Source organism: Stenotrophomonas sp. YJH_SMC_80, assembly GCF_059372495.1.
This window is the reverse complement of sequence record NZ_JCAFVP010000004.1, coordinates 402,889-427,915: the sequence shown is the minus strand read 5'-3', so window position 1 is coordinate 427,915 and position 25,027 is coordinate 402,889. Positions and strand designations below refer to the sequence as shown.

27 protein-coding genes are annotated in these 25,027 nt (G+C 67.8%); 17 read left to right on the top strand and 10 right to left on the bottom strand.

Going from position 1 to position 25,027, the window contains the following annotated elements; translation table 11 throughout:
• Positions 1-27: 27 nt before the first annotated feature.
• Positions 28-501 carry a dUTP diphosphatase gene (gene dut / locus AC5P99_RS10220; protein WP_005411999.1) on the bottom strand — a complete coding sequence of 158 codons (474 nt, stop codon included), beginning with the start codon at positions 499-501 and terminating at the stop codon, positions 28-30.
• Positions 498-1,760, bottom strand: a complete 1,263-nt coding sequence (gene coaBC, locus AC5P99_RS10215) for a bifunctional phosphopantothenoylcysteine decarboxylase/phosphopantothenate--cysteine ligase CoaBC (protein ID WP_495213120.1) — start codon at positions 1,758-1,760, stop codon at positions 498-500. The genes dut and coaBC overlap by 4 nt, the downstream gene beginning before the upstream one ends.
• A gap of 228 nt (positions 1,761-1,988) precedes the next feature.
• Here coaBC and AC5P99_RS10210 point away from each other — a divergent pair, with 228 nt between their 5' ends.
• The 4 genes from AC5P99_RS10210 (at position 1,989) to AC5P99_RS10195 (ending at position 6,112) form a co-directional block, all read left to right on the top strand.
• Entirely contained in the window at positions 1,989-2,615 is a 627-nt protein-coding gene (locus AC5P99_RS10210; RefSeq protein ID WP_049449535.1) for a response regulator, read from the top strand.
• 69 nt (positions 2,616-2,684) lie between these two features.
• Positions 2,685-3,389 (top strand): RadC family protein, encoded by a 705-nt coding sequence (gene radC, locus AC5P99_RS10205; RefSeq protein WP_005407759.1) that lies wholly within the window; start codon positions 2,685-2,687, stop codon positions 3,387-3,389.
• 113 nt (positions 3,390-3,502) lie between these two features.
• Entirely contained in the window at positions 3,503-5,191 is a 1,689-nt protein-coding gene (gene argS / locus AC5P99_RS10200; RefSeq protein ID WP_088436380.1) for an arginine--tRNA ligase, read from the top strand.
• 21 nt (positions 5,192-5,212) lie between these two features.
• Positions 5,213-6,112: an SPOR domain-containing protein gene (locus tag AC5P99_RS10195; RefSeq protein ID WP_088436379.1), complete on the top strand. Its 900-nt coding sequence runs from the start codon at positions 5,213-5,215 to the stop codon at positions 6,110-6,112.
• A 129-nt stretch (positions 6,113-6,241) separates the two neighbouring features.
• Here the strand turns inward: AC5P99_RS10195 and AC5P99_RS10190 are convergent, their stop codons facing one another.
• Positions 6,242-6,994 carry an SDR family NAD(P)-dependent oxidoreductase gene (locus tag AC5P99_RS10190; protein ID WP_049449531.1) on the bottom strand — a complete coding sequence of 251 codons (753 nt, stop codon included), beginning with the start codon at positions 6,992-6,994 and terminating at the stop codon, positions 6,242-6,244.
• Between the two features lie 99 nt (positions 6,995-7,093).
• On the bottom strand, positions 7,094-7,582 hold the full coding sequence (locus AC5P99_RS10185) for a hypothetical protein (RefSeq protein WP_005407755.1): 489 nt from the start codon (positions 7,580-7,582) through the stop codon (positions 7,094-7,096).
• A gap of 83 nt (positions 7,583-7,665) precedes the next feature.
• Between AC5P99_RS10185 and AC5P99_RS10180 the strand changes: the two genes are divergently transcribed.
• Positions 7,666-8,133, top strand: a complete 468-nt coding sequence (locus tag AC5P99_RS10180) for a YehS family protein (protein WP_005411992.1) — start codon at positions 7,666-7,668, stop codon at positions 8,131-8,133.
• Here the strand turns inward: AC5P99_RS10180 and AC5P99_RS10175 are convergent.
• A complete protein-coding gene (locus AC5P99_RS10175; protein ID WP_495213119.1) occupies positions 8,102-8,989 on the bottom strand; it encodes a LysR substrate-binding domain-containing protein in 888 nt (295 codons plus the stop codon). The two genes, AC5P99_RS10180 and AC5P99_RS10175, sit on opposite strands and share 32 nt — an antisense overlap.
• A gap of 143 nt (positions 8,990-9,132) precedes the next feature.
• On the opposite strand from AC5P99_RS10175, the gene AC5P99_RS10170 reads away from it, so the two are divergent.
• Entirely contained in the window at positions 9,133-10,281 is a 1,149-nt protein-coding gene (locus tag AC5P99_RS10170; RefSeq protein WP_219625406.1) for an MFS transporter, read from the top strand.
• Here the strand turns inward: AC5P99_RS10170 and AC5P99_RS10165 are convergent.
• Positions 10,278-10,976, bottom strand: a complete 699-nt coding sequence (locus AC5P99_RS10165; RefSeq protein WP_032967099.1) for a TorF family putative porin — start codon at positions 10,974-10,976, stop codon at positions 10,278-10,280. The genes AC5P99_RS10170 and AC5P99_RS10165 overlap by 4 nt on opposite strands.
• Positions 10,977-11,105: 129 nt before the next feature.
• Between AC5P99_RS10165 and AC5P99_RS10160 the strand changes: the two genes are divergently transcribed.
• On the top strand, positions 11,106-11,543 hold the full coding sequence (locus tag AC5P99_RS10160; RefSeq protein WP_043035177.1) for a DUF6165 family protein: 438 nt from the start codon (positions 11,106-11,108) through the stop codon (positions 11,541-11,543).
• A gap of 6 nt (positions 11,544-11,549) precedes the next feature.
• On the opposite strand, the gene AC5P99_RS10155 is transcribed toward AC5P99_RS10160, so the two are convergent.
• Together AC5P99_RS10155 and AC5P99_RS10150 are read right to left on the bottom strand one after the other, a co-directional pair.
• On the bottom strand, positions 11,550-12,227 hold the full coding sequence (locus AC5P99_RS10155; protein WP_049449526.1) for a response regulator transcription factor: 678 nt from the start codon (positions 12,225-12,227) through the stop codon (positions 11,550-11,552).
• 190 nt (positions 12,228-12,417) lie between these two features.
• Complete coding sequence (locus AC5P99_RS10150; RefSeq protein WP_495213118.1) at positions 12,418-12,990, bottom strand: OmpO family porin; 573 nt, start codon at positions 12,988-12,990, stop codon at positions 12,418-12,420.
• A gap of 210 nt (positions 12,991-13,200) precedes the next feature.
• On the opposite strand from AC5P99_RS10150, the gene AC5P99_RS10145 reads away from it, so the two are divergent.
• Positions 13,201-15,603 carry a S9 family peptidase gene (locus tag AC5P99_RS10145; RefSeq protein ID WP_495213117.1) on the top strand — a complete coding sequence of 801 codons (2,403 nt, stop codon included), beginning with the start codon at positions 13,201-13,203 and terminating at the stop codon, positions 15,601-15,603.
• A gap of 91 nt (positions 15,604-15,694) precedes the next feature.
• Positions 15,695-16,054: a DUF1428 domain-containing protein gene (locus AC5P99_RS10140; protein WP_005407745.1), complete on the top strand. Its 360-nt coding sequence runs from the start codon at positions 15,695-15,697 to the stop codon at positions 16,052-16,054.
• 15 nt (positions 16,055-16,069) lie between these two features.
• Here the strand turns inward: AC5P99_RS10140 and AC5P99_RS10135 are convergent, their stop codons facing one another.
• Positions 16,070-16,762, bottom strand: a complete 693-nt coding sequence (locus AC5P99_RS10135; protein ID WP_005411986.1) for a hypothetical protein — start codon at positions 16,760-16,762, stop codon at positions 16,070-16,072.
• 107 nt (positions 16,763-16,869) lie between these two features.
• Positions 16,870-17,763, bottom strand: coding sequence for a histone (locus AC5P99_RS10130; protein WP_495213116.1), 894 nt, complete (start codon positions 17,761-17,763; stop codon positions 16,870-16,872).
• 491 nt (positions 17,764-18,254) lie between these two features.
• Here AC5P99_RS10130 and AC5P99_RS10125 point away from each other — a divergent pair, with 491 nt between their 5' ends.
• The 8 genes from AC5P99_RS10125 to AC5P99_RS10090 all read left to right on the top strand — a co-directional run bounded on the left by AC5P99_RS10125 (position 18,255) and on the right by AC5P99_RS10090 (position 24,993).
• Positions 18,255-19,688, top strand: coding sequence for a Do family serine endopeptidase (locus tag AC5P99_RS10125; protein WP_012478904.1), 1,434 nt, complete (start codon positions 18,255-18,257; stop codon positions 19,686-19,688).
• Between the two features lie 101 nt (positions 19,689-19,789).
• Positions 19,790-20,155, top strand: coding sequence for a hypothetical protein (locus AC5P99_RS10120; RefSeq protein WP_004153835.1), 366 nt, complete (start codon positions 19,790-19,792; stop codon positions 20,153-20,155).
• Positions 20,156-20,163: 8 nt separating this feature from the next.
• Positions 20,164-20,634: a phage holin family protein gene (locus tag AC5P99_RS10115; RefSeq protein WP_005407741.1), complete on the top strand. Its 471-nt coding sequence runs from the start codon at positions 20,164-20,166 to the stop codon at positions 20,632-20,634.
• The gene (locus AC5P99_RS10110; RefSeq protein ID WP_005411983.1) at positions 20,631-21,092 is read left to right on the top strand and encodes a hypothetical protein; all 462 of its coding nucleotides are present in this window, start codon (positions 20,631-20,633) and stop codon (positions 21,090-21,092) included. The genes AC5P99_RS10115 and AC5P99_RS10110 overlap by 4 nt, the downstream gene beginning before the upstream one ends.
• 67 nt (positions 21,093-21,159) lie before the next feature.
• Positions 21,160-22,269, top strand: coding sequence for an AI-2E family transporter (locus AC5P99_RS10105; protein ID WP_038646216.1), 1,110 nt, complete (start codon positions 21,160-21,162; stop codon positions 22,267-22,269).
• A 241-nt stretch (positions 22,270-22,510) separates the two neighbouring features.
• A complete protein-coding gene (locus AC5P99_RS10100) occupies positions 22,511-22,828 on the top strand; it encodes a hypothetical protein (protein ID WP_223846454.1) in 318 nt (105 codons plus the stop codon).
• A gap of 74 nt (positions 22,829-22,902) precedes the next feature.
• On the top strand, positions 22,903-23,622 hold the full coding sequence (locus AC5P99_RS10095; RefSeq protein ID WP_024956412.1) for an HAD family hydrolase: 720 nt from the start codon (positions 22,903-22,905) through the stop codon (positions 23,620-23,622).
• A gap of 3 nt (positions 23,623-23,625) precedes the next feature.
• On the top strand, positions 23,626-24,993 hold the full coding sequence (locus AC5P99_RS10090) for a leucyl aminopeptidase family protein (protein ID WP_495213115.1): 1,368 nt from the start codon (positions 23,626-23,628) through the stop codon (positions 24,991-24,993).
• Positions 24,994-25,027: the final 34 nt, after the last annotated feature.

Sequence of the window (25,027 nt, the reverse complement as noted above, 5' to 3'; positions counted from 1 at the left end):
CCCGATGCCGCTCATCGATGTCCCCCGTCAACGCACCCCGGTATGGCCGAATCCACCCGTTCCCCGCACGCTGTCGGTGAAAGTATCCACCACCTGCAGGCTGACGCGGGCAATCGGCACGACCACCAGCTGCGCGATGCGATCGCCCGGCTCGATGGTGAAGGCCTCGCGGCCACGGTTCCAGACGCTGATCAGCAACGGGCCCTGGTAATCGGCGTCGATCAGGCCGGTGCCGTTGCCGAGCACGATGCCGTGGCGGTGGCCCAGCCCGGAACGCGGCAGGATCACCGCGCAAAGGTGCGGATCAGCGATATGGATGGCCAGGCCGCTGGGCACCAGCGCGGTGTCGCCCGGCTGCAGGGTCAGCGCGGTATCCAGCGCCGCGCGCAGGTCCATGCCGGCGCTGGCTTCGGTGGCGTAGGCGGGCAGCGGCCAGCTGTCGCCGAAACGCGGATCAAGCAGCTTGACCTGCAGCGGTTGGGAAGTGAAAGCCTGGGTCATGCCTGGAGTCTCCGCGCGATCAGCGCCAGCAGTTGTTCGGCCAGCTCGCGCTTGGAGGTGGCCGGGAATACCTGTTCACCGTCCTGCCAGAAGGCCGTGGCGGCATTGTTGTCGCTCTCGAAACCGCCGCCACTGATGCCGACCTGGTTGGCGATCACCAGGTCCAGGCGCTTGTCGACCAGCTTGCCACGCGCATATTTCTCCACGTCGTGGGTCTCGGCGGCGAAGCCGACCACCAGCTTCAGCGACTGCGTCTGTGCAGCGACTTCGGCGAGGATGTCCGGCGTGCGCACCAGCTCGATCACCAGCGACTGGCTGTCGGCGGTCTTCTTCAGCTTCTGCGGCGCGACCTGGCGTGGCGTGTAGTCGGACACCGCGGCGGCACCGATATAGATGTCGGCCGGCAACGACTTCAGCACGGCATCGCGCATCTGCGCGGCCGAGCGCACGTCCACGCGCTGCACGCCGGCTGGCGTCGGCAGCTGTACCGGACCGCTGACCAGCACCACCTGGGCGCCCATCGTCGCGGCGGCCGCGGCCAGGGCAAAGCCCATCTTGCCGCTGCTGCGGTTGCCGACGTAGCGCACCGGATCGATGTCTTCATAGGTCGGGCCAGCGCTGATCAGCAGGCGAAGGCCCTGCAGCGCGCGGGTTTCCGGTGCGACAACCGCCGCTGCAGCACTGCCATTGGCAGCCAGCGCGGCAACGATGTCGCCCGGTTCGGCCAGACGGCCGGGACCGGATTCGCCTTCGGCCAGCGGACCGTCGACCGGGCCGACCACCTGCGCGCCGCGCTGGCGCAGCAGGGCGATGTTGGCCTGGGTGGCCGGATGAAGCCACATGCGGTGGTTCATCGCCGGGCAGATCGTCAGCGGCGCGGTACTGGCCAGGCACAGGGTGCTGACCAGATCATCGGCGTGGCCCTGGGCCAGCCGGGCCAGCAGATCGGCGGTACCCGGGGCGACCACGATGCGGTCGGCCCAGCGGGCCAGCTCGATGTGGCCCATGGCCTGTTCGGCGGCGCTGTCCCACAGCGTGGTGCGGGTGGGCTGCCCGGACAGGGCCTGGAAACTGAGCGGAGTGACGAACTGCTGTGCTCCGGCGGTCATCGCCACCTGCACCTGGGCACCGGCGTCGCGCAGGCGCCGCACCAGTTCCAGGGCCTTGTAGGCCGCGATCCCGCCTCCGACGCACAACAGCAGTTTCTGACCTTCCGGCGCGCGGGCCGGCGCGGGGGAAGCGTTGGGGGAGTCAGCCACCTGGAATTCCTGTGCAAACGAGGGCGCTAGCTTACCCGATGGTCGGTAATGTCCCGGTGCAGGGCGCACATAGCGGGCGGCTATCAGCAGATGGAGTCCGTCTCCGTTGACCCGGGATTCACCCGGTACCAGTTTCGGACCTTTCCTATACCTCTAAGGGTCTGCGCTTTTGCAGAATCAGGCATTGGCTGCCGCCCGCCGTGGCCTGTTCGACCTTCGAGGAGCCGCGTGCATCCGCGCATCATCATCGCCGACGACCATCCCGTGGTCCTGCATGGCATCCGTATCGTGCTGCAGACCTACCTGATGGACATCGTCGGCAGTGCGCGCGACGGCGCCCAGCTGCTGGAGCTGGTGGATCACCACGACTGCGATGCGGTGCTGACCGACCTGTCGATGCCGGGTGCCGGTCCGGACGGTCCGGAGCTGATCGACGCGCTGCGCATGCGCCGCCCTGGCCTGCCGGTGGTGGTGCTGACCGGCGCCCGCCATCCCGGCCTGCTGGACAGCCTGCTGCGGGAGGGTATCAGTGGCCTGGTCGACAAGTGCGCCGATTTCGCCGAACTGCCCCACGCGCTGAACGCCGCGCTGGCCGGGCAGGTATTCGTCTCCCAACAGCTGCGCCACCACCTGCAGGCGCGCGACCTGCTGTTTCCGCGTCAGCCGGCGCCGTTGTCGGCACGCGAACAGCAAGTGCTGGAGCTGCTGGCAGCCGGCCTCAGCGTGAACGAAGTCGCCGAGCGCTGCGGGCGCAGCCCGAAGACCATCAGCCGGCAGAAGGCCGAAGCCAAGCGCAAGCTGGGCCTGCAGAACAACCAGGAACTGTTCGACTACCTGCAGACCCGGCGCGGCTGAGGCAACCTCCGACCCCAGTCCGCGGCATGCCCCGATGGGAGCCACCGCAAGGTCTGGCGATGATGGGCCATGCCCATCCATGACTGGCCCGAACAGGAACGCCCCCGCGAGAAGCTGATCGCGCGCGGGCCCACGGCACTTTCCGACGCCGAACTGCTGGCCCTGTTTCTCGGCTCCGGGTTCGGTGGCCGCGATGCCGTGCAGACCGCGCGCGACCTGCTGCAGGCGCACGGCCCGTTGAGGGTACTGCTCGACCGCCCCGCCGCCGAGCTCGCCCGCCTGCCCGGGCTCGGCCCGGCACGCAGTTGCACGCTTGCTGCCGGGCTGGAACTGGCCCATCGCTACCTGGCGGCCGAGCTGGAGCACGGCGAGGCGGTTGGCAACAATCCGGCGGCGGTCGGCCGCTACCTGCAGCACCGGCTGCGTGGCCAGGCCCGCGAGGTCTTCATGGCCCTGTTCCTGGACAACCGCCACCGCCTGATCGCCTGTGAAGAGCTGTTCCACGGCACCATCAACGCCGCACCGGTCTACCCCCGCGAAGTGGTGCGGCGCGCCCTGCTGCACAACGCGGCGGCGGTGATCCTCAGCCACAACCACCCTTCCGGCGACCCGGAACCCTCCAGCGCCGATACCCGCATCACCGACGAACTGCAGCAGGCGCTGGCGATGGTGGACGTGCGCCTGCTGGACCACTTCGTGGTCGGCGAGGGCCGTCCCGTTTCATTTGCTGAACGGGGCCTGCTATCCCCGCCCCAGCCGCGGCTGTTCGGCTGAGCGCGGCCCTTCAGGCGCCATCGGTCGCCCCCACAGGCATGTTCTGGTCAGCGTGGGCGCGGGTATCTGCGCTAAAATGGGCGATTCCGCCGCTCATTCTCACAGCAGGCCTCGTGAAAAATCTCCTCCGCGCCCTGATCAGCCAAGGCATCGAAGCCTTGCGCGCCAATGGCACCCTGCCCGCCGACTCCCTGCCGCCGGACTTCGTGGTCGAGCGCCCGAAGACCCGCGACCACGGCGACTTCGCCACCAACGCCGCGATGCTGCTGGCCAAGGCCGCGCGCAGCAATCCGCGCGCACTGGCGCAGGCGCTGGTCGAGGCGCTGCCGCGCAGCGAGGACGTGAGCAAGGTCGAGATCGCCGGCCCCGGCTTCATCAACTTCCACCTGGCCCCGGCCGCGTACCAGCGCGAAGCCGCGTCGGTCATCAAGGAAGCCCACGACTACGGCCGCAACCTGTCCGGCAATGGCCGCACGGTGGGCGTGGAGTACGTGTCGGCCAACCCGACCGGCCCGCTGCATGTCGGCCATGGCCGCGCGGCGGCGATCGGCGACTGCGTGGCGCGCGTGCTCGATGCCAACGGCTGGAACGCCAAGCGTGAGTTCTACTACAACGACGCCGGCGTGCAGATCGAGAACCTGGCGCTGTCCACCCAGGCACGGATCAAGGGCATCGCGCCGGACCAGGACGGCTGGCCGGAAGGTGGCTACCGCGGTGAGTACATCGCCGACGTCGCACGCGCCTACATGGCCGGCGCCAGCGTCGACCTGGAAGGCAGCACCGTGGTCGGCGCCAAGGACCCGGACGACATGCAGGCGATCCGCCGCTTCGCCGTGGCCTACCTGCGCAACGAGCAGAACCTGGACCTGGCCGCGTTCGGCGTCGACTTCGACATCTATTTCCTGGAAAGCTCGCTGTACGCCGACGGCAAGGTAGCCGAAGCGGTGGCCAAGCTGCAGGCGTCGGGTCATACCTATGAAGAAGGTGGCGCGCTCTGGCTGCGCAGCACCGACTTCGGTGACGACAAGGACCGCGTGATGCGCAAGTCCGACGGCACCTTCACCTACTTCGTGCCCGACGTGGCCTACCACCTGTCCAAGTGGCAGCGCGGCTACGAGCGCGCGATCACCGAGCTGGGCGCCGACCACCACGGCTCGCTGGCCCGCGTGCGCGCCGGCCTGCAGGCGATGGAAGTGGGCATCCCGCAGGGGTGGCCGGAATACGTGCTGCACCAGATGGTCACCGTCATGCGTGGCGGCGAGGAAGTGAAGCTGTCCAAGCGTGCCGGCAGCTACTTCACCCTGCGCGACCTGATCGAGGAAGCCGGCCGCGATGCCACCCGCTGGTTCCTGATCGCGCGCAAGCCCGATTCGCAGCTGACCTTCGACATCGACCTGGCCCGCCAGCAGAGCAACGACAACCCGGTGTTCTACGTGCAGTACGCGCATGCCCGCGTCTGCAGCCTGCTGCGCCAGGCGCAGGAGAAGGGCCTGGTGTACGACCAGGGCAACGGCCTGGCCAACCTCGGCCGCCTGGCCGACGACGCCTCGCTGCTGCTGATGAACGAGATCTCGCGCTATCCGGAAGTGGTGGAAGCGGCCGGCGTGGCGCTGGAACCGCATCTGGTGGCGCAGTACCTGCGTGAATTGGCGCATGCGTTCCACACGTGGTATCACGGGACGCCGGTGCTGGTGGAAGATGCCGCCGATCGCAACGCCAAACTGACCCTGGCCTGTGCGGCGCGCCAGGTACTGGCCAATGGCCTCGAACTCCTGGGCGTCAGCGCCCCGGAAAAAATGTAAGCATCAGGAGACGCAGTACACATGGCAGCACGACGCGGCAAAAGCCAGGCACGACGCAACAGCGGCAGCCAGGGCACCCCCGGATGGGTGTGGCTGGTGGCCGGTGTAGCGATCGCGGCCGTGGTGTTCCTGGCGGCGCCGAACCTGTTCAAGGGCGAGGGCGATGGCTTCCTGCGCGCCGGTCCGCAGCCGAACCCGAACGCGCAGCCGGCCCCGGTCGCCGATGCCGACAGCGATGTCGGTACCCAGCCGGCCGCGCAGCCGGCTGCGCCGAAGCAGGCCGAACCGGAAAAGCCGGCCGCCACCCAGTACGATTTCTACACCCTGCTGCCGGGCAAGGAAGTCGAGATGTCCGACGCCGAACTGGCCGCCAGCGCGCGTGCCGAAGACCAGCGCCGGGCCAAGGCCGAAGCGCAGCGCGCGCAGGCGGCACTGGAAGGCAAGCCGGTTCCGCCGGCGACCACGACCGCACCGGCACCGGCGGCCACCGCCAGCGTGTCCAGCACCGCGCAGGTGACCGCCACCAGCCGTCCGCTGCCGGCACCGCTGAGTGAACGTCCGGCTGCGGCAACGCCGCCGGCCAGCACGGCCTCGACCAGCACCGCCGCCGCCACGCCGGCAGCGCGCGCGGAAACCGCAACGGCAACGGCGGGTACCCCGGCCACTGCCGCACCGGCGGCCGCCGACAACGCCCGCTATATCCTGCAGGCAGGCGCCTTCGGCGCCTCCGGCGATGCCGAAGCAACCAAGGCCAAGCTGGCGATGATGGGACTTGCGGCGCGCGTGGAGTCAGCACAGATCAACGGCAAGACCGTGTACCGCGTGCGCATGGGGCCGTATGGCAGCGCCGGTGAACTGTCCGAAGCCAAGCAGAAGCTGGATGGCACCGGCCTGCAGGCGATGGCGATCAAGGCGCAGTGAACCATCGGGTCTGAATGGAAAAAAGCCGGGCAATGCCCGGCTTTTTTGTTTCTGTAGAGCCGAGCCATGCTCAGCTGAATCCAGACGAAGCCGAGCGTGGGCTCGGCTCTACAGGACGCACGGCACTGGTCAGCCTTCGCGGGCGACCTGGAAACCGGCGAAGGACTGGCTGACCGGCATCAGTTCCAGGCGATTGATGTTCAGGTGCGGCGGCAGGCTGGCCACCCAGAAGATCTGTTCGGCGATGTCTTCGGCGGTCATCGGGTTGGCGCCGTTGTAGAGCTTGTCCGACGCCGCCTGGTCGCCGTGGGTACGCACCACGGTGAACTCGGTTTCGGCCATGCCTGGCTCGATCGTGGTCACGCGCACGCCGGTGCCGTGCAGGTCCGAACGCAGGCCCAGCGAGAACTGGCTGACGAAAGCCTTGGTGCCACCGTAGGCGTTGCCACCCGGGTACGGGTAGACGCCGGCCACCGACGAGATGTTGATGATCGCGCCCTTGCGCTCCACCAGCTGCGGCAGCAGGCGGTGGGTCAGGGTCACCAGCGCGGTGATGTTGGTGTCGATCATCGTGGTCCAGTCCGACAACTTGGCGGTCTGTGCCGGCGCGGTGCCCTGCGCCAGACCGGCGTTGTTGACCAGCAGATCGATCTCGCCAAAGGCGGGCGGCAGTGCCAGCAGCGCCGCTTCCATCGCAACCGGATCGCGGATGTCGAAGGCGGCGGCATGCACCACGTCCTTGCCGTAGCGATCGACCAGCGGCTGCAGGCGTTCGCCACGGCGGCCGGTGGCGATCACTTTCCAGCCGGCCTGGGCGAAGCGGTGGACGGCGGCGGCGCCGAAGCCGGACGTGGCGCCGGTAATCAGGACAGTGCGGGTCATCAGGCAACTCCAGGGGGAAAAACCGGACGCCCATTCTGGCACCGTCGGCCCGCCCTTGCGTTGTCGATGCCGGCTGACCACGCCCGAGGCGTGCGCGGCTCAGCGCACGCGGAATACCCGGGCCTTGGGCAGGTCTTCGTCGACCTGCAGGAACCAGCGCCCGGCAATTCCTGGAACAACGGCGATCTGCGGCGACTGCAGCACCTTGCGCAGCTTCATCTGCCCCTTCATCACCTGCCATTGCTGGCCGTTATCAAGGGTGAACAGCGTGCCGGGCTGCCAGCCTGCGACCTCTCCGACCACGCGTGCATTGACCGGTCCTTCTTCCAGGCCCAGATGCATTGCTGCCGGTGCCGGCACATTGGCAGGCAGCGGCGCAGCGGCGGGGGCCACCGCTGCCGTCGGCCCGGTGGCCGCGCGCTCTGCCTCGCGCAGTACCCGGTTCAGCGCCTGCAACTGCGCTGGACTGAGCCCGACCTCGGCCAGTTGGGATGCACTCAGGCGCCGCTCGACGGGTACGAAACGGTCCTGGGCGAAGGCAGCGAAGCTGCTGGCGAGCAGCAGTGCGGAAAACAGATACCGGCGCATGCAAGGGTCTCAGCGAACGAGTGCCCACGATGCTGCAGTTCGATGACACTCCGGTGACACACCAGGGGCCGGTACAATGGGCCATGATCAACAACGATGTCCTGCGCAGCGTGCGCTATTCCCTGGACCTGGGCGACCACCACGTGGTGACCCTGTGCCAGATGGCCGACCCGGCCTTCGCCGTGGATCCCGAACAGGTGAAGGCCTGGCTGCGCCGCGAGGACGAAGCCGGCTTCGAAGCGATGAGCGACAGCGCGCTGGCGCACTTCCTCGATGGCCTGATCGTGCACCTGCGCGGTCGCGACGAGAGCCAGCCGCAGCGCGCGGTGGAAACCCGCATCGACAACAACCTGGTGCTGAAGAAGCTGCGCGTGGCGTTCCAGCTGCGCGACGTCGATCTGATGGAGATCTTCGCCAGCGCCGGTTTCAACGTCTCCAAGTCGGAAGTCGGTGCGCTGTTCCGCCAGCCCGGGCACACCAATTACCGGCGTTGCCTGGACCAGATGCTGCGCAACTTCCTCAAGGGCCTGAGCCTGCGCCTGCGCGGCTGAGCACGGCCTCGACGAACGCCCGCGCCGCCGGTGTCGGCAGCCGCTGCCAGACCAGGTGCACGCGGCGGGTCGGGGTTGGCTGCAGCGGAATCCGCACCACGCCCTGGAAGCCTTCGGCGATCAGCGCCGGCACGATGCCAACCGCCAGACCATGGCGGCCGAAGCGCTCCACCAGTTCCATCAGGTTGACCTCGAAACGCACCGTGTGCGGCAGGCCAGCGGCGACGAAAGCATCGTCGGTCTGACGCCGCGCACCGGTGCCGCGCGGGAAGTCGACCAGCGCCTCGTCCTGCAATTCGGTCAATGGCAGCCGCTTGCGCCTAGCCAGCCGATGCGAGGGGGCCAGCACCGCCACCAGGTCTTCTTCCTGCAGCATCTGGTGGCAGACCCCGTCCAGGCCGGCCGAGGGCGCCAACCCCACAAGTGCAACATCCAGGTCACGCGACTGCACCTGCGCGATCAGGTCCTCGCTCTTGTCCACCCGCAACTGGAATTCCACCTGCGGGTGCGCCTGCTGGAACGCGGCCAGCATCGCCACCACATCGATATCGGTCAGCGAGGAGATCTGCCCGATCGCCAGCAGGCCGCGCACCTCGCCACTGACCGCGGCCACGTCGGCGCGCAGGTGGCGCAGGCTGACCAGCACCTGGCGTGCGTGCACCAGCAGCGCCTCACCCGCTGCCGTCGCCCGCACCTGCCGCGGCAGGCGCTCGAACAGCGGCGTGCCCAGTTCCTGCTCCAGGTAGGCAATCTGGTGGCTCAACGCGGACTGCACCACATGGCAGCGTTCGGCTGCGCGGGTGAATTTGCCCTCCTCGGCCAGGGCAACGGCAAATTCGAGCTGCTTGAGATTCATCCGACTATCTCGTTTACAGATGGCAAGGATGATGATGATTCATTTCCATCATGGCCGCAGCAGGTGGACACTGTGCCCCCCGCTTCCTGGAACACCGCGTGAGCCCGTCCCTCCCCCCTTTGCACCGCTGGCAGGTGCTGCTGATGTCGGTGGCTACCGGCGTGGCCGTGGCCAGCAACTACTATGCGCAGCCACTGCTGCACACCATCGCCGACGCCTTCGGTGTGCCGTTCGGCCAGGTCGGCATGGTCGTTACCGCCGCGCAGCTGAGCTATGCCGCCGGCTTGATCCTGCTGGTGCCGCTGGGTGACCTGTTCGAACGCCGCCGCCTGATCGTGGTGATGAGCCTGCTGTCGGCCGGCGGACTGGTGATCAGTGCCTGCGCACCGTCACTGACCTGGTTGCTGGTGGGCACCGCCATCACCGGCCTGTTCTCGGTGGTCGCCCAGGTGCTGGTGCCGTTCGCCGCTACGCTGGCCGCACCGGAACATCGCGGTCGCGTGGTCGGCACGCTGATGAGTGGCCTGCTGCTGGGCATCCTGCTGGCGCGCACCGTGGCCGGCCTGCTTTCCAGCCTGGGCGACTGGCGCCTGGTGTATGCGATCGCCGCTGCCACCCTGGTGCTGACCGCACTGGCATTGCAGCGCGGTCTGCCGCGATTCCACCACAGCGCCGGCTTGGGCTATTTCGCATTGCTGCGCTCGATCGGCGTGCTGTTCGTGCAGGAACCGGTGCTGCGCCAGCGCACGCTGCTGGGCGCCTGCAGCTTCGCCATGTTCGCGATCTTCTGGACCCCGCTCGCGTTCCTGCTGGCACAGCCGCCGTATGCCTACAGCGACGCCACCATCGGCCTGTTCGGGCTGGTCGGCGCAGCCGGCACGCTGGCGGCCGGCCTGGCTGGCCGCATGTCCGACCGTGGCCAGACCGGGCGTGCCACCGCCATTGCACTGCTGCTGTTGCTGCTGTCGTGGCTGCCGTTGGGGCTGTCGGCACACTCGCTGCTGGCGCTGCTGGTGGGCGTGGTGGTGCTGGACCTGGCCGCACAGCTGTTGCACGTCAGTAACCAGAACCTGATCTACGCACTGCAACCGGCGGCACGCAACCGCCTCAATGCCGGCTACATGACCGGCTATTTCATCGGCGGTTCGCTGGGTTCGCTGCTGTCTGCGCAGGTCTACCAGCGCTTCGGCTGGACGGGCGTCTGCGTGGCCGGCGCTGCCGTGGCTGCGCTGGCCCTGCTGCTGTGGCTGCCCGGCGCGCTGCGCGCGCGCCAGGCGTCGCTGGCCGACTAGAAGCTGCCCTGCAGCGCTAGCTCCCATCGCCCACCGGCGTTGCCGGGGAACAGGCGCTTGGCTGCGTTGTCCGTGTCATGCACGGTGGCGCGCAGTTCCCATGCCGGGGTCAGCGAGGCGATGGCACTGAGCTGCCCATGCAGGTAGTCCGGGCCCTGGGCGGTGGCCAGCCAGTACTGGCCCACCGCTGCTTCCAGGCGGAGGCGTTCGTGCAACGGCACACGCACACCCAGCTGGGCATAGGTACCGCGATGGCCACCGGCCAACGCATCGTTGGAATGGGCGACCTGCAGCCAGGCGCGCTGCTTCCAGGTCACCGTGGTGTTGAGCTCGGTCCAGTCCAGCGCGCGGCCGGTGCCCGGGTACACGTAACGGGTCAGGTTGGCATCCAGGCTCCAGTCCGGTGCCAGTGCGCCGGACCAGCCCGCCACCAGGTCGAACTCGCTGCGCGCGCCATTGTCCGGCTTGAACGAAACGTTGGACCCCCACACGCTGGCGTACCAGCCCGCTGGGATCGAGACCTTCGCGCCGGCCTGCACCGCCGGGTCGCCGTCGCTCTGCGAGCTGCCGCGCCATACGTAGTCACTGGTCAACGCCGCACTGCCACTGACCTGCACCTGTGCCTGCGCGCTGCCGATCCCGAGCAGCCCTGCCAGGGCGGCCACCAGCGCCGCCATCATCCCCTTGCTGTTCACTGCACTGTGTTCCTCGTCGAAGGCGGTCACGCCGCCGGGAACGCAGTGTCGAGGCGAGGGCCGTAACGGATCGAGGGTGCTGCCGGGCCCGTGGCGCAAATTCGGCGTAAATCCCGTGGACTGCGGCCAATGCCAGCAGCGCGGTATCATGGCGCCCTGTTTCCAGGAACCAACCGCGTGGACGCCATCCTGACTCCGGTATCGATCGGCGAGCTGATCGACAAGATCACCATTCTCGAGATCAAGGCCGAGCGCATCGACGATGCCGCCAAGCTGGCCAACGTCCGCACCGAGCTGGACGGCCTGCTGCCGTTGCTGCAGCAGCTGCTGCACGCACAACCGGCACTGGCCGCGCTGAAGCAGCAGCTGAAAGTGATCAACGAGCGCATGTGGGACATCCAGGACCAGCTGCGCGACAAGGAAGCGGCCCAGGTGTTCGACGATGCCTTCATCCAGCTGGCACGCGGTGTCTATGGCACCAATGGCGAGCGCGTGCAGGTGAAGAACGAGATCAACCGCGTGGCCGGTTCGGCCTTGGTCGAAGAAAAGCAGTACCAGGGCGAGTAAGCCCGCTCATCCGCATTCGAGCAGGTGCCGGATGCGGAACAGCTCACCATCGCTGTGGATGCCCAGCTTCTCGTAGGCGGTCCGCTTCTGCGTGCTGACCGTACTGGCCGTGCGCCCGAAGCGCCGCGCCACCTCCCCGGTGGTGCAGCCCTGCAGGACCAGCCGCAGCACCTCGCGCTCGCGTCGGCTCAAGGGCGTGAGCACCGGCGCCGGTGTGCGCCGCATGCGCGATCGGCTCAACTGCGTGCGCAACTCCGGGGGCACGAAGCGACCGCCACGCGCCAGTACGTCAACTGCGCGCCGCAGCATCTCCGGCGTGGTCCCCTTGGACAGAAAGCCGCGCGCGCCGGCCTGCATCGCCATGGTCACCGTGCTGGCATTGCAGTGCGCAGACAGCACCAGCACCGGCAGCAGCGGCCAGCGCCGCGACAACAGCCGCAACAGGGCCAGGCCCTGTTCGGGTCCGCACGGCGCCAACAGGTCGATCAGCAACAGGTCGATGCCATCCGGCTGGCGCTGCAGCAGATCGAGCAGATCATCTTCGCGGGTGAAGCTGCCACAGACCTGCACGCCACCGTGCTGGCAAAGCACCACCTCCACCCCCAGGCGCAGCACGGGATGCGGCGCCAGCATTGCCAGGCGGCGGGGCCGATCGAGGGGCAGAGCGGGAACGGCAGGCGGCATCACATGGATCCGACGATACGAAGTGCCCACCGTAGGGCCGCCCCGGGAGCAGCGGAATCCAATTTATTGCAACGCAGCAGCGGCCCCGGAACATGCTCAGCTGCGGTTTCGGGTCGTCACAACGCAACAGGCCCGGCATGAGCCGGGCCTGTCGAGGCATCTTCAGCGCGCAGGCGCGCCGAGGAAGCTATTACCAGCTGAAACGCGGGCCGACGGTGTATTCCTTGTCGCCGTGGCGGTTCATCTTCAGCTCGCCATTCAGGCCCCAGTTCTGGTTCAGCTTGACCTGACCACCCAGGCGGCCGTACCACTGGCCGTCGATGTCGACGCCGTGCTTCTTGGCGTAGTCTTCGTAGCCGACCATGCCGTAGACCTCGGCGTGGACACCGAAGGCGGTGCGGATACCGGCTTCAGCGCTGTAGCCGTTGAAGTCCAGGCCGTGCTTGCGATCGAACTTCTGGTAGGCAACGCGGGCAACGAAGTCGGTCGACGGGGCGATTTCGACGTTGTAGCCGGCACCGACCTTCCACTGGTCAACCTTGATGTTGGTGTGGTCGACTTCCTGACGGCTGTATTCACCGAACGCGTGGAAGTTCGGCAGGAAGCCGTAGGAACCCTTGACGCCCCAGCCGTCAGCCTTGATGCCATCGACGTCGGTCTTGGCGTAGTCGGCTTCAGCGTAGTTGTACGACAGGTTCTCAGCAGCCGAAGCGGTGAACGGCAGGGCAGCGGCCAGGGCCAGAGCAATCAGCGAATTCTTCATGGGGGTACACCTTTACTTTCTTATGGTGTGCAGCAGCGCCAGGGCGCCATCGCATCGGGAATGTAAATTCTCCGTTATTCGCCACAACGCTCCCTGAAAACGATGGTCTTCGCATTGCTGAATTTTTGGGCTTGATTCAGGCTCCGTCTGGCATACGCGCGCGGCGCGCGTGCATCTGTAATCCTTCGACGATTGCAACAGGAGGTTGCCTTGCTCGTTTCCGATCCGCTGCGGACGTGTGTCCGCGCCGCTGTCTTTGCCTGCATTGCCCTCTTGTCGCCACACACCGCACATGCGCTGCAGGCGGCCGACTACCAGCGCGCCGAACGCGTGCATGACAGTCATCTGCGCGGCGCGCTGCGCAATGCTTCGGTCCTGCCCCACTGGCTGGCCGATGGACGATTCTGGTATGAGCGCGAAGACACTCAGGGCCGGCGCCAGGCGGTACTGGTCGATCCCGTCCAGGCGACACGCCAGACCCTGTTCGAACCCACTGCGCTGGACGCTGCGGTTGCACCGCTCGGTGCCAGCGGGCCACGCCTGCGCCTGGCCAGCGTGCAGCAGGCGGACGATGGCCTGCGCCTGCGGTTCAGCGGAGAAGTGCCCGTCGATTGCCAATGGCCACGCCTGCAGTGCACGGCCGCACAACAGGCGTTGCCGCCGGCTGATGCACTGCCGTCGCCCGGCGGTGATGCCTGGCTGCAGGTACGCGACCACAACCTGTGGCTGCAGCGCTCTGGAGCGGCGCCGCAGCGACTGACCCGGGGCGGTGAAGCTGGGCATGGCTATGGCGTACTGCCGGACTTCACCCTGCGCGGCATTCCACGCCGTCAGGGCCGGATGCCGGCACGACCGTTTGCGGTGAGCTGGTCACCCGATGGCCGTTACGCAGCCGGCATCCGCTACGACGAGCGCGCGCTGCAGGACTATCCCTATCTGGAAAGCAGCCCGACCCACAGCGCGCGGCCGCGCGTGCATACCGTGAAGCTGGGAGTACTGGGCGATGCACAGCAGGTATGCGACAGCCTGTATGTGATCGATATCCCCAGCGGCAGGCAGCATGACATCGCGCTGCCCGAGGGCTGGAACACGCTCAGTGAGGCCGGCATCCTGGCTTGGGACGGCGATCGGTTGTATGCCGTGATCGCGCACTTCGGCACACCGCGCAGGCTGCGCCTGGTGGAGATCGATGCCAACAGCGGTGCACTGCGCACGGTTCTGGAAGAAGCCAGCGACACTCGCCTGCAGCTCAACGTGTATTCCTACAACCGGCCAGCGGTGGCCATCCTGCCCGGGCAGGACACCGCCGTGTGGTTCTCGCAGCGCGATGGTTGGGGCCATCTGTACCGGGTGCGCCTGTCCGATGGCAAAGTGCTGCGCCAGCTCACCCGCGGCCACTGGGCGGTGCGCGACCTGCTGGGTGTGGACGCTGTCGGTGGCTGGGCGTACTTCAGCGCCGGTGGCGTCGACGATGGCGACCCCTACGTGCGCGGCCTGTACCGGGTATCGCTGCAGGGAGGGCCGATCCAACGCTTGGCCGCCGATGGCTACGACCACATGGCCGATGCCGGTACCGGCGCGCTGTTCGGCGGGCGCGCACCCCAGGCGCTGTCGCCCAGCGGTGGCTATCTGGTGGACACCATTTCCCGTCTCGACCAGCCACCACGCACCCTGCTGCGGGCCAGCGATGACGGTCGCGAGCTGCTGGTGCTGGAAGCGGCGGACAACCGGGCAGTGCTTGCTGCGGGGTGGCGCCCACCGCGGCGCGAACGTCTGCTGGCCGCCGACGGGCGCACGCCGATCTTCGCCACCGTCTACCTGCCCCGCGACTATCGCGATGACGGCAGCTTCCCGGTGATCGATGCAATGTACGGCGGCGCCTTCATCAGCAATGCCCCGGTGACCTACGCCGAGGCGGTGTCCGCGCTGAATCCGGTGTCACGCGCCAGCCTGGCCGAGCTTGGCTTCGTGGTGGTCAGCATCGATGCGCGCGGCACCGGCGGCCGCGACAAGGCCTTCCATGACAGCAGCTTCCTGCACGGCGCCGATGTGCAGCTGGATGACCATGTGGCCGCGCTGCGCCAGCTGGGCGAACGCTACCCGGGCATCGACCTGCAGCGGGTCGGCATCTACGGGCATTCGTTCGGCGGTTACAGCGCGGCGCGGGCATTGCTGCGCTACCCGGCGTTCTACAAGGTTGGCGTGGCCTCGGCCGGCAGTCACAATTTCCAGGGCATGTACGGCGGCGCCCTGCACGGCATGGACCGGCTGTTCGGTGGCGTGCTGCCAGCCACGGCCATGACCGATGGCGTGCCGGCGCCCTTTGCCGGGCTCGACAACGCAGCGCTGGCCGGCAACCTGCGCGGGCATCTGATGCTGGTCTATGGCGAGCTGGACGAAAACGCACCGCCGGCGCTGACCCTGCAGCTGGCCGCCGCCTTGAACAAGGCCCAGCGCAGCTACGACCTGCTGTACCTGGCCCGGCAGGACCACGAGCTGTTCCGCAACGACGCCACCTACACGCACCGCATGTGGGACTACTTCGTGCGCCACCTGGCCGGCCAGCAGCCACCGGATACGGTGCTGGCACCGCTGCCCGGTGGCCCGGGCTGAACGGGCGCCCAGAGGATGTCGATCCCCGACGCTCTGGTTCGTCGTGTACTTGAAGGCCGTGCATGCGGCACGGTCCATCCGGAGGCAGGCAATGAGCTACATCGATGGTTTCGTCCTGGCGGTGCCCACCGCCAACAAAGAGAAGTTCCTCGCCCATGCACGCACAGGGGATCCCGTTTTCATCGAGTACGGCGCGCTGCGCGTGGTCGAGTGCTGGGGTGACGACGTACCGCACGGCAAGACCACCGACTTTTTCGGCGCGGTGAAAGCCACGCCGGACGAGACGGTGGTGTTTTCCTGGATCGAATGGCCGGACAAGCCGACCCGCGACGCCGGCATGAAGAAGATGATGGAAGACCCAAGGTTTGATCCAGCGACGAATCCGATGCCGTTCGACGGCGCGCGGATGATCTACGGTGGCTTCGTGCCGATCTACGAACTGACCCGCTGAACCGGGCGGACGTGCTCAGCGCGCGTCCGTTCCATCGCTGGCGGAGGCATGGCCGGCGCCCAGTGCGGCGCCGGCGCCGAGGCCCACACCGCCCATGCCGGCCCCCATTCCGCCACCGCCGCCACCGCCGCCTCCACCCGCACGACCGCCCTTGGCATCGCCGTCGTTGCGGCCCTTGCCACTGGCACCGCCCGGCCGGGTCGGCCCCTGCGGCGGTATCTGCAGGTCGGCCGGAATCGGCGCCAGGTCCAGCGCTTCGCGCACGAAGTCGCGCAGCGAGACCACCAGTTCGTGGGTATGCACCGGTCGCCCCTGTGCAAGATCGTTGGCAGCGCGCGCAGCCAACCGCACCTGTTCGTCGGTGCCCAGCAGCAGGATGTCCGACAGCGCCGCTTCAACGGCATCGCGGATGCGGCGCGCGCGATCCGAGCGGGGTTCGGCGATGCCTTCGGCATCTTCGCGCTGGCGCAGGTCGCGGCGATGGCTGGGATCCACGCCCAGTTCGCCGGTGAACGAACCGCCCAGGGTCTTGTAGGCCGCCATCAGCGTGCGCAGCCGTTCGTTGATCTGCCGGTTCTCGCGCTCGCGGCGCTGTTGCAGGGTCTGCATCACCAGCAGGCGGATGCCCACGCCCAGCAGGGTGATCAGGACCAGGCCGGCCAAGGTGGACAGCACGCCCTGCCAGGAACTGAAGTCGATACCGCGCATGCCCGGGGCTCCGGCGGGAAGAACCTGCATCTTGCCCCGGACAGTGTCCCGGAAACGCGAAAGGCCCCACCACCCGGTGGGTGGCAGGGCCTTCGGTCACGGCGCGATTACTTGCGCTTGGCGGCCTTGCGCACGGCCTTCTTGGCCGGAGCCTTCTTGGCGGCGACCTTCTTCAGCGGGGCAGCCTTCTTGGCAACCGTCTTGCGGGTGGCGGCAACCTTCTTGCCAGCTGCCTTCTTGGCAACGGCGGTCTTCTTGCCGACAACCTTCCTGGCAGCAGCGGTCTTCTTGCCGACGGCCTTCTTGGCCACAGCAGCCTTCTTGCCGACAACCTTCTTGGCGGCGGCGGTCTTCTTGGTGGCGACCTTCCTGGTGGCGGCAACCTTCTTGCCGACAACCTTCTTCGCAGCCACGGCCTTCTTGCCAGCGACCTTCTTGGCGGCGACGGTCTTCTTGGCCACAGCCTTCTTGGCGGTGGCGACCTTCTTGCCGATCACCTTCTTGGCGGCCGCGGTCTTCTTGGCAACGGTCTTCTTGGCGACGGCGGCCTTCTTGGTGGCAGCCTTCTTCACGGTGGCGACCTTCTTGCCGGCAGCCTTGGTGGCGGCCTTGGTGGTCTTCTTGGCAGCGGCGGCCTTCTTGGTCACAGCCTTGCCTGCAGCGGCCTTCTTCTTGGCCACTTCCTTCTTCAGGGCAGCGGCTTCGGCCTTGGCGTTCTTCTTGGCCGCTTCCAGCTTCTTCTTGGCGTTGGCAACAGTCTTGCCGACCGACTTGGCAGCCTTTTCGGCCTTCTTGGCAACGGTCTTCTCGACCTTGGCCACGGCCTTCTTGGCCTTGGCAACGCGGGTACCGGCAGCCTTGGTGGCGCGCTTGACGGTCTTCTTGACCGACTTCACTGCGTCTTCGGCAGCGTGGGCGATGGTCTCGCCAACGTTGGTGGCGGTTTCTTTGACGTTCTCGACAGCGTCGGTCACGACCGACACACCATTACCGTTGCTCATGTTGCCCTCCTGGGGGCCTTAAGTATCAAAACGGGGCGATGCTATACCGACATTGACGATCGTGGAACGGGGCATGCGCCACCAATCGCATCTGCTGCGACGGCGATGGTGTAGTCGACCATCCCTGCAGGCACACCGTGTTTACAGGAAACCCCTTTTTTTCAGTGCTGCGCCGCATGATCCGCGTCGTGACAGGCATTGGTTGTGTGCACCCGCCCGGATGCCGCGGAAGGCATGCAATATGGCGCGTCGCGGCACCGGGATGCGCAGAACTGCGCAAGTATCGTCCTGTATCCGCGCGACCTGCGGCTGACGTCCGCACACTGCCGGGCGCCGCCGCCGCTGTCGTCACCGGCCCAGCGCTGGTCGTCGCGATCCGCGCTCCCGACGCGCGGTTTTCATGGCGCATTTATCCAGATCGCGACACACTCATTCAGCTTGTTTTACCGTAGAGCCGAACCGCCCCCATTCCCGCCAGCGAACCGACTCCCATGCGACCGCTACCTACCCTGCTCACGCTCGCAATCGCCGCCGCCTTCGGTGGCTTCGTTGCCACCGGCATCAACGCCCACCTGGACAACCGTGCCGACGCCGCTCCGCTTCCAGCGGTGGTGCCGACCATGGCGGCACTGCCAGCCGCAGTGGCCGGGCAGCAGGTTCCGTCACTGGCACCGATGCTGGAGAAGGCGATGCCGGCCGTGGTCAGCGTCAACACCAAGCAGGTGGTGCGCGTACGCAATCCCTTCTTCAACGACCCGTTCTTCCGCCGTCTGTTCCCGGACATCCCGCAGGAACGCATCAACGAATCGCTGGGCTCGGGCGTGATCATCGACGCCAGGGAGGGCCTGGTGCTGACCAACCACCATGTCATCGACAACGCCGATGACGTACAGGTGACACTGGCCGACGGGCGCACGGTCAAGGCCGAATTCCTCGGCTCGGACCGCGATACCGACATCGCGCTGATCCGCATTCCGGCGCAGAACCTGACCGACATCAAGCTCGGCAACAGCGACCAGTTGCGGGTGGGCGACTTCGTGGTGGCCATCGGCAATCCGTTCGGCTTCAGCCAGACGGTCACTTCGGGCATCGTCTCGGCGGTGGGCCGCAGCGGCATCCGCGGGCTGGGCTACCAGAACTTCATCCAGACCGACGCGTCGATCAACCCGGGCAACTCGGGTGGCGCGCTGGTCGACCTGCAGGGCCAGCTGGTCGGCATCAACACTGCCAGCTTCAACCCGCAGGGCAGCATGGCCGGCAACATCGGCCTGGGCCTGGCGATTCCCTCGAACCTGGCGCGCAGCGTGGTCGACCAGCTGGTCAAGCACGGCGTGGTGGTGCGCGGCACGCTGGGCGTGGAAAGCCAGAACCTGACCGCGCAGATCGCGCAGGGCCTGGGCCTGGGCGAAACCCGCGGTGCGCTGATCACCCGCGTGCTGGCCGGTTCGGCGGCCGCCGCCGCCGGCCTGAAGCCGGGCGACGTGGTGGTGTCGGCCAATGGCCAGCGCGTGGACAGCGCCGAAGCCCTGCACAACGTGGAAGGCCTGGCGGCGGTCGGCAGCCCGATGACGCTGGACGTACGCCGCGAAGGCAAGCCGCTGCAGATCAAGGCGACGCTGAAGGAACAGGCACGCGCGGTCACCGGCGACAGCCTGGACCCGCGCCTGGGCGGGGCCACCTTCGTTGACCTGCCCGAGTCGCTGCGCCAGTCTGGCGCCAGCGGCGTGCTGGTCAGCGAGGTCAAGCGCGGCAGCCGCGCCGCCAGCAACGGCCTGCAGCAGGGCGACATCATCACCGATGCCACCGTCGGTGAATTCGCCGACCTGGCCAGCTGGCGCGCCAACTTCCAGCAGCGCCCGCCGACGCTGGTGCTGCGCGTGCTGCGCAACAATGGCCAGCAGCAGGGCCAGCTCGTGATGCGCTGATCGCCCTGCCGTAACACCCCCTATACCCCGGCAATGCTATTGCTGTCAGTCCAGGTCGGCACCGCCGACTCCCGTTCCCCCATCGCAACAGGAGTGATTCGATGAGCCCCACCAATACCGAGAACCTGAAGGAACACCTGGGTGAAGCCGGTTCCCACCTGAAGCAGGCCGCTACGGCCGCCGGCGGTGCGATCAAGGGTGCAACCGGTGCAGCGACCGACGAGCTTCGCATCGGCAAGGCCAACGTCAAGGCTGAATTGTCCGACAGTGCACTGTCCGGCCTGGCCGCCGCCGAGTTCGGCGGTGCCGCCGCCAAGGAACAGGTCGATGCGCTGATGGACAAGGGCAAGGACCTGATCGACAGCGCCGCCGAACTGATCCGCGAACGTCCGCTGGCCTCGTTCGGCGTCGCCTTCGCAGCCGGCTGGATCATCGCCAAGCTGGCCCGCGGCAGCAGCGACAAGTAAGCCGCAGCGTGAGCGAAGACAACACGCAAGCGCCTGATCCGGCGGCCACCCCGCCGCTGGATGAGAGCATCCGCCAGGTCGGCGCGGCCGGTCGTGCCGCTGCCGATTCGGCCAAGCACACGCTGCGTTCACTGCGCCGGCTGGCCTCGGCCGACTTCGCGCTGGCGCGCAGCGCATTCGGTCGCGCGCTGGCCTGGGCCGGCGTGGCGATCGTGTTTGGTGCATCGGCGTGGCTGCTGATGGCCGCCACCCTCATCGCGCTGCTGCAGAGCTGGGGCCTGAGTTGGCTGCAGGCCCTGCTGATCACCTCGCTGCTGAGCCTGGCCGTCACCGGCTATGCGATCTGGCGGGTGTCCTACTTCTTCCACCACACCGGCATGCACGCCACCCGGCGTCAGCTGTCACGCCTGGGCCTGTTTGACGAACCCAGCGAAGACGACCCTGATGCCGGCGTGCAGCTGCCCGAGGGCAAGCCATGAAGTTCGGCGCGCTGCAGCGGCGGGTAAAACGCTGCGAACAGGTGGTGACCGTGCGCCTGGGCGAGACACAGGACCACTGGTCCACCCTCGGCCAGGTATGGCGACAGGGCTGGTCGCCGTTGCGCATCGTGGTGGTCGGCCTGGCCGGTGGCTTCATCGCCGGCAAGCTGGAGGTGCCGGGCAAGGTCAACGGTGCCCGCTGGCTGCAGATGGTCGGTTCGGTCTCGAACCTGTTCGCCAGTGCGCAGGCGGCGTTCGCCACGGCGATGGCGGCGCAGGCTGCGGCCACCGCCGACGATGCGGCCGAAGAAGCCGACGATGCCAGCGAGCAGGCACAGGCAGCGGCCTCCGCTGCCGGAGCACGGCCGGCACCGGCACCACGCTCCGTGCCGGAGCCAGAACCGGACCTGCGCGGACCGCGTCCGGCCGAAGCGGCCACCGAGCTGTCCGAACGTTGATCCATGGAATCCGCCGCGCCGATCGCGGCCGGCGGATAATGCGCTCCCCTTTCCGGTTGATGCGTCGATGAGCGAGTCCCTCCTGTCCCCGCCACCGGCCGGCCCCGACGAGCCAGAGGCCGCGCTGCCACCACCGTCGCGCCCGCGCGGGCCGATGTCGCTGGTGGTGCTGGCGACCCTGGCGGTGGGCTACACGCTGTGGGCCGCGCAGGACATCATCCTGCCGGTGCTGCTGGCGATGTTCTTCGCCCTGGTCGGCAACCCGATCCTGCGCCTGCTGCAGAAGCTGTGGATTCCGCGCGCGCTGGGCGCACTGTTGATCCTCGGCGCCGGCCTGGGCGTGACCGGTTCGCTGGCCGTGCAGCTGATCGGCCCGGCGATGGAATGGGCGCAGGAAGCCCCACAGCAGCTGCGCAAGGTCGCCCGCCAGGTGCAGGACCTGACCAAGCCGGTGCAGCAGGCCAACCAGGCGGCGGAAAACTTCGCCCGCGTGGCCGGTGGTGACAGCAACCACAAGGTGCAGGTGATCCGCACCCAGCTGGACGACCCCTACCGCATGCTGACCCGTGCGCCGCGGCTGGCTGCCTCGGTGTTGGCCGTGGTGCTGCTGACGCTGTTCTTCATGATCTACGGGCAGAGCCTGCAGCGCGCGGCGATCGCCCTGTTCCCCAACCGCCAGCAGCAGCGCTTCACCACGGACATCCTGCGTTCGATCGAACGCGAGGTCTCGCGTTACGTGCTGACCATCAGCGTCATCAACACTCTGGTCGGGCTGGTGTTCGCCGGCGTGCTGATGCTGCTCGGTATCGGCCTGCAGGAAGCGCTGCTGTGGGGCACGGTGGCCGCGCTGCTGAATTTTGCGCCGTATGTGGGTCCGTTGATCGGCGTGGCGCTGATGCTGTTGATGGGCTTCGTCGAGTTCCGCGAACCGCTGCAGGCCCTGCTGCCAGCGGCCGCCTACCTGGGCCTGCACACACTGGAAGGGCAGATGGTGACCCCGATCGTGCTGGGCCGTCGGATGAAGCTGTCGCCGCTGGTGCTGATCCTGGCGCTGATGGTGTTCGGCTGGGCCTGGGGCATGATCGGGCTGCTGCTGGCGGTGCCGCTGCTGGTGTGCATCAAGCTGGTGCTGGCACGCCTGGACGGCATGCAGGGCTGGGCACGCCTGCTGGAGTGACGGCATCAACAACGGATGGACGCAGGTGGCGGAACCAGAAACAGGGACGAAGTGGCAGACTATGGCGCCCTACCCGGATGGATCCGCTCGGATGAACTCTCTCGCCACGCGTTGCCTTGCCTTGGCCTGCATTGCCGCTCCCGCGTTCGCCGCGACACCGCCGACTGCCGATCAGGCGCGCACCCAGCTTGCTGAGGCGGTTACCTGCAAGCGGCACCTCACGCCCATACAGTTCGACGCCATGGCCCGGATGCTGACACCGGCCCCGGCAAGGGTGCAGGACGGCGAATCCAGCGGCGAGTTCCGGCTGACCACGCCCTTGATGGTGCTGGGCCAGCCCGTGAACCGGCTGCAGTCCTATGACGGCGACAGCGGCGAGGATGGCATCGACAGTTTCACCGCGTACTTCAGCTCGGCCAGTGTGGAACAGGTCGCGGCACTGGCGAAGATGTCCGACCCGGTAGCAGGCACCTACACGAAGGAAGTTGGGCGGCACAACCTGGACGTGCAGCAGTTCGACGGCCAGACCACCATCGCCTGCTCGTACAACCTGCGCTGACCCGGCCCAGCCACAGTGCCCACCCGCCCGCCGCGTCGCATGAAAGCCCGCGCGGGCAGGGGTAGAATGGCGGGGTGAATTTCCCCGTCCAAGCCATCACCCTCGACCTTGACGACACGCTGTGGCCGTTCGCTCCGATCGGCGCCCGCATCGAACAGGTTCTGCACGCCTGGATGTGCGAACACAGCCCCGCTACCGCCGCGATGTATCCGGTGGAGGCGATGCGCGAACTGCGCGAGCGGCTGTACCACGCCCATCCGCACCTCCACCACGACCTGAGTGCGCTGCGCCGGCTGACCCTGCACGAAGCACTGCACACCAGCGGTGCCAGCCTCGATCTGCTGGAGCCTGCGTACGAAGTGTTCTACGCCGCGCGCAACCAGGTGGAGTGCTATCCCGATGCGATCGACGCGCTGGCGCGCATTGCCGCACGGGTACCGGTGGCGGCGCTGAGCAACGGCAACGCCGACCTGGAGCGGATCGGCCTGGCCCATCATTTCGCCTTCCAGCTGGGTTCGCGCGAACACGGCGCGGCCAAGCCCGAAGCCAGCATCTTCCATGCCGCGTGCACCCGCCTGGGTGCGGCACCGGCACAGGTGCTGCACGTCGGCGATCATGTCGACATGGACGTGGCCGGGGCGATTGCCGCCGGCCTGCGCGGCTGCTGGATCAACCGCGACGCAGCCACCTGGACCCATCCGCAGCTGCAGCCGGACCTGCAGTTCGACACCCTTACCGGCCTGGCCGACTGGTTGGATGCCAACCTCGACGCCGCCGCACCCCGGAGTACCTGACGCATGAGCGAGATCACTGGTTTCACCGCCGACACCGCTGCGGCGCTGCCGTTGTACGTGCTGGACCGCGAGCAGTTCGCCGCCTGGAAGGACAGCCAGCCGGCTGCCACGCAGGCGTGGCTGGCATCGCAGGGCTTCAACGCCGGCGCCCACAGCGTGGCACTGCTGCCGGGCGCCGACGGCCTGGCCGGTGCCGTGATGGGCGTGGGTGATCGTGCCGATGCCTACAGCTATGCGCATGCGCCGCACGCGCTGCCGGAAGGCAGCGTCTGGCAGCTGGCCAATGAACTGCCGGCCGCCGAACTGGCGCTGCTGCAGCTGGGCTGGGGCCTGGGCAGCTACCGCTTTGACCGCTATCGCAGGCGCAACCGCGCACCGGCGCAGCTGGTGGCCTCGCCGACCGGCGAAGTGGCCGACCTGATCGCCGCCAGCCTGCGCGTGCGCGACTGGGTCAACACCCCGACCGAAGACATGGGCCCGCAGCAGCTGGAAGACGCCGCGCGCGCGCTGGCCGATGCACATGGTGCGCAGGTCGAGGCGATTACCGGCGACGAACTGCTGAAGCAGAATTTCCCGGCCATCCACGCCGTGGGCCGCGCTTCGCATCGTGCGCCGCGCCTGGTCGTGCTGCGCTGGGGCAGGGAGACCGACCCGGCACTGGTGCTGGTGGGCAAGGGCGTGTGCTTCGATACCGGCGGGCTGGACATCAAGCCGGCCGACGGCATGCGCAACATGAAGAAGGACATGGGCGGCGCCGCGCACGCACTGGCCCTGGCCGGCCTGGTGATGGCGCGCGGGCTGCCGGTGCGCCTGACCCTGCTGGTGCCCGCTGTGGAAAACGCGATCGGCCCCGATGCGTTCCGTCCGGGCGAGGTCATCGCCACCCGCAAGGGCCTGAGCGTGGAGATCGACAACACCGACGCCGAGGGCCGCGTGATCCTGTGCGACGCATTGACCTTCGCCGGTGAGCAGAAACCGGACCTGGTGCTGGACTTCGCCACCCTCACCGGTGCCGCGCGCATCGCCCTGGGCCCGGACCTGCCGGCACTGTTCAGCAACGACGACACGGTGGCCCAGCAGTGGCTGCAGGCCGGTGACGCGACCCGCGACCCGGTCTGGCGCATGCCGCTGTGGCGCCCCTACCTGCGCTACCTGAGCAGCGGCATCGCCGACCTGGCCAACGCCGGTTCGCGCATGGCCGGCTCGGTTACCGCCGCGCTGTACCTGGAACGCTTCGTGGAAGACGGCCAGCGCTGGGCGCACCTGGACGTGTATGCCTGGAACGACGGCGAGCGCCCGGGCCGTCCGGCCGGTGGCGAAGCGCTGGCGCTGCGCTCGGCGTGGACGATGCTGAAGCAGCGCTACAGCTGATCGGTTGGGTGCCGACCGTTGGTCGGCACGCCGT

What these genes read in the sequence shown, in the direction of transcription:
- dut (WP_005411999.1), bottom strand. Translation starts at nt 501, where the DNA reads ATGACCCAGGCTTTCACTTCCCAACCGCTGCAGGTCAAGCTGCTTGAT.
- radC (WP_005407759.1), top strand. Translation starts at nt 2,685, where the DNA reads ATGCCCATCCATGACTGGCCCGAACAGGAACGCCCCCGCGAGAAGCTG.
- AC5P99_RS10195 (WP_088436379.1), top strand. Translation starts at nt 5,213, where the DNA reads ATGGCAGCACGACGCGGCAAAAGCCAGGCACGACGCAACAGCGGCAGC.
- AC5P99_RS10190 (WP_049449531.1), bottom strand. Translation starts at nt 6,994, where the DNA reads ATGACCCGCACTGTCCTGATTACCGGCGCCACGTCCGGCTTCGGCGCC.
- AC5P99_RS10185 (WP_005407755.1), bottom strand. Translation starts at nt 7,582, where the DNA reads ATGCGCCGGTATCTGTTTTCCGCACTGCTGCTCGCCAGCAGCTTCGCT.
- AC5P99_RS10180 (WP_005411992.1), top strand. Translation starts at nt 7,666, where the DNA reads ATGATCAACAACGATGTCCTGCGCAGCGTGCGCTATTCCCTGGACCTG.
- AC5P99_RS10175 (WP_495213119.1), bottom strand. Translation starts at nt 8,989, where the DNA reads ATGAATCTCAAGCAGCTCGAATTTGCCGTTGCCCTGGCCGAGGAGGGC.
- AC5P99_RS10170 (WP_219625406.1), top strand. Translation starts at nt 9,133, where the DNA reads ATGTCGGTGGCTACCGGCGTGGCCGTGGCCAGCAACTACTATGCGCAG.
- AC5P99_RS10160 (WP_043035177.1), top strand. Translation starts at nt 11,106, where the DNA reads ATGCCAGCAGCGCGGTATCATGGCGCCCTGTTTCCAGGAACCAACCGC.
- AC5P99_RS10155 (WP_049449526.1), bottom strand. Translation starts at nt 12,227, where the DNA reads ATGCCGCCTGCCGTTCCCGCTCTGCCCCTCGATCGGCCCCGCCGCCTG.
- AC5P99_RS10150 (WP_495213118.1), bottom strand. Translation starts at nt 12,990, where the DNA reads ATGAAGAATTCGCTGATTGCTCTGGCCCTGGCCGCTGCCCTGCCGTTC.
- AC5P99_RS10140 (WP_005407745.1), top strand. Translation starts at nt 15,695, where the DNA reads ATGAGCTACATCGATGGTTTCGTCCTGGCGGTGCCCACCGCCAACAAA.
- AC5P99_RS10135 (WP_005411986.1), bottom strand. Translation starts at nt 16,762, where the DNA reads ATGCGCGGTATCGACTTCAGTTCCTGGCAGGGCGTGCTGTCCACCTTG.
- AC5P99_RS10130 (WP_495213116.1), bottom strand. Translation starts at nt 17,763, where the DNA reads ATGAGCAACGGTAATGGTGTGTCGGTCGTGACCGACGCTGTCGAGAAC.
- AC5P99_RS10125 (WP_012478904.1), top strand. Translation starts at nt 18,255, where the DNA reads ATGCGACCGCTACCTACCCTGCTCACGCTCGCAATCGCCGCCGCCTTC.
- AC5P99_RS10120 (WP_004153835.1), top strand. Translation starts at nt 19,790, where the DNA reads ATGAGCCCCACCAATACCGAGAACCTGAAGGAACACCTGGGTGAAGCC.
- AC5P99_RS10110 (WP_005411983.1), top strand. Translation starts at nt 20,631, where the DNA reads ATGAAGTTCGGCGCGCTGCAGCGGCGGGTAAAACGCTGCGAACAGGTG.
- AC5P99_RS10105 (WP_038646216.1), top strand. Translation starts at nt 21,160, where the DNA reads ATGAGCGAGTCCCTCCTGTCCCCGCCACCGGCCGGCCCCGACGAGCCA.
- AC5P99_RS10100 (WP_223846454.1), top strand. Translation starts at nt 22,511, where the DNA reads ATGGCCCGGATGCTGACACCGGCCCCGGCAAGGGTGCAGGACGGCGAA.
- AC5P99_RS10090 (WP_495213115.1), top strand. Translation starts at nt 23,626, where the DNA reads ATGAGCGAGATCACTGGTTTCACCGCCGACACCGCTGCGGCGCTGCCG.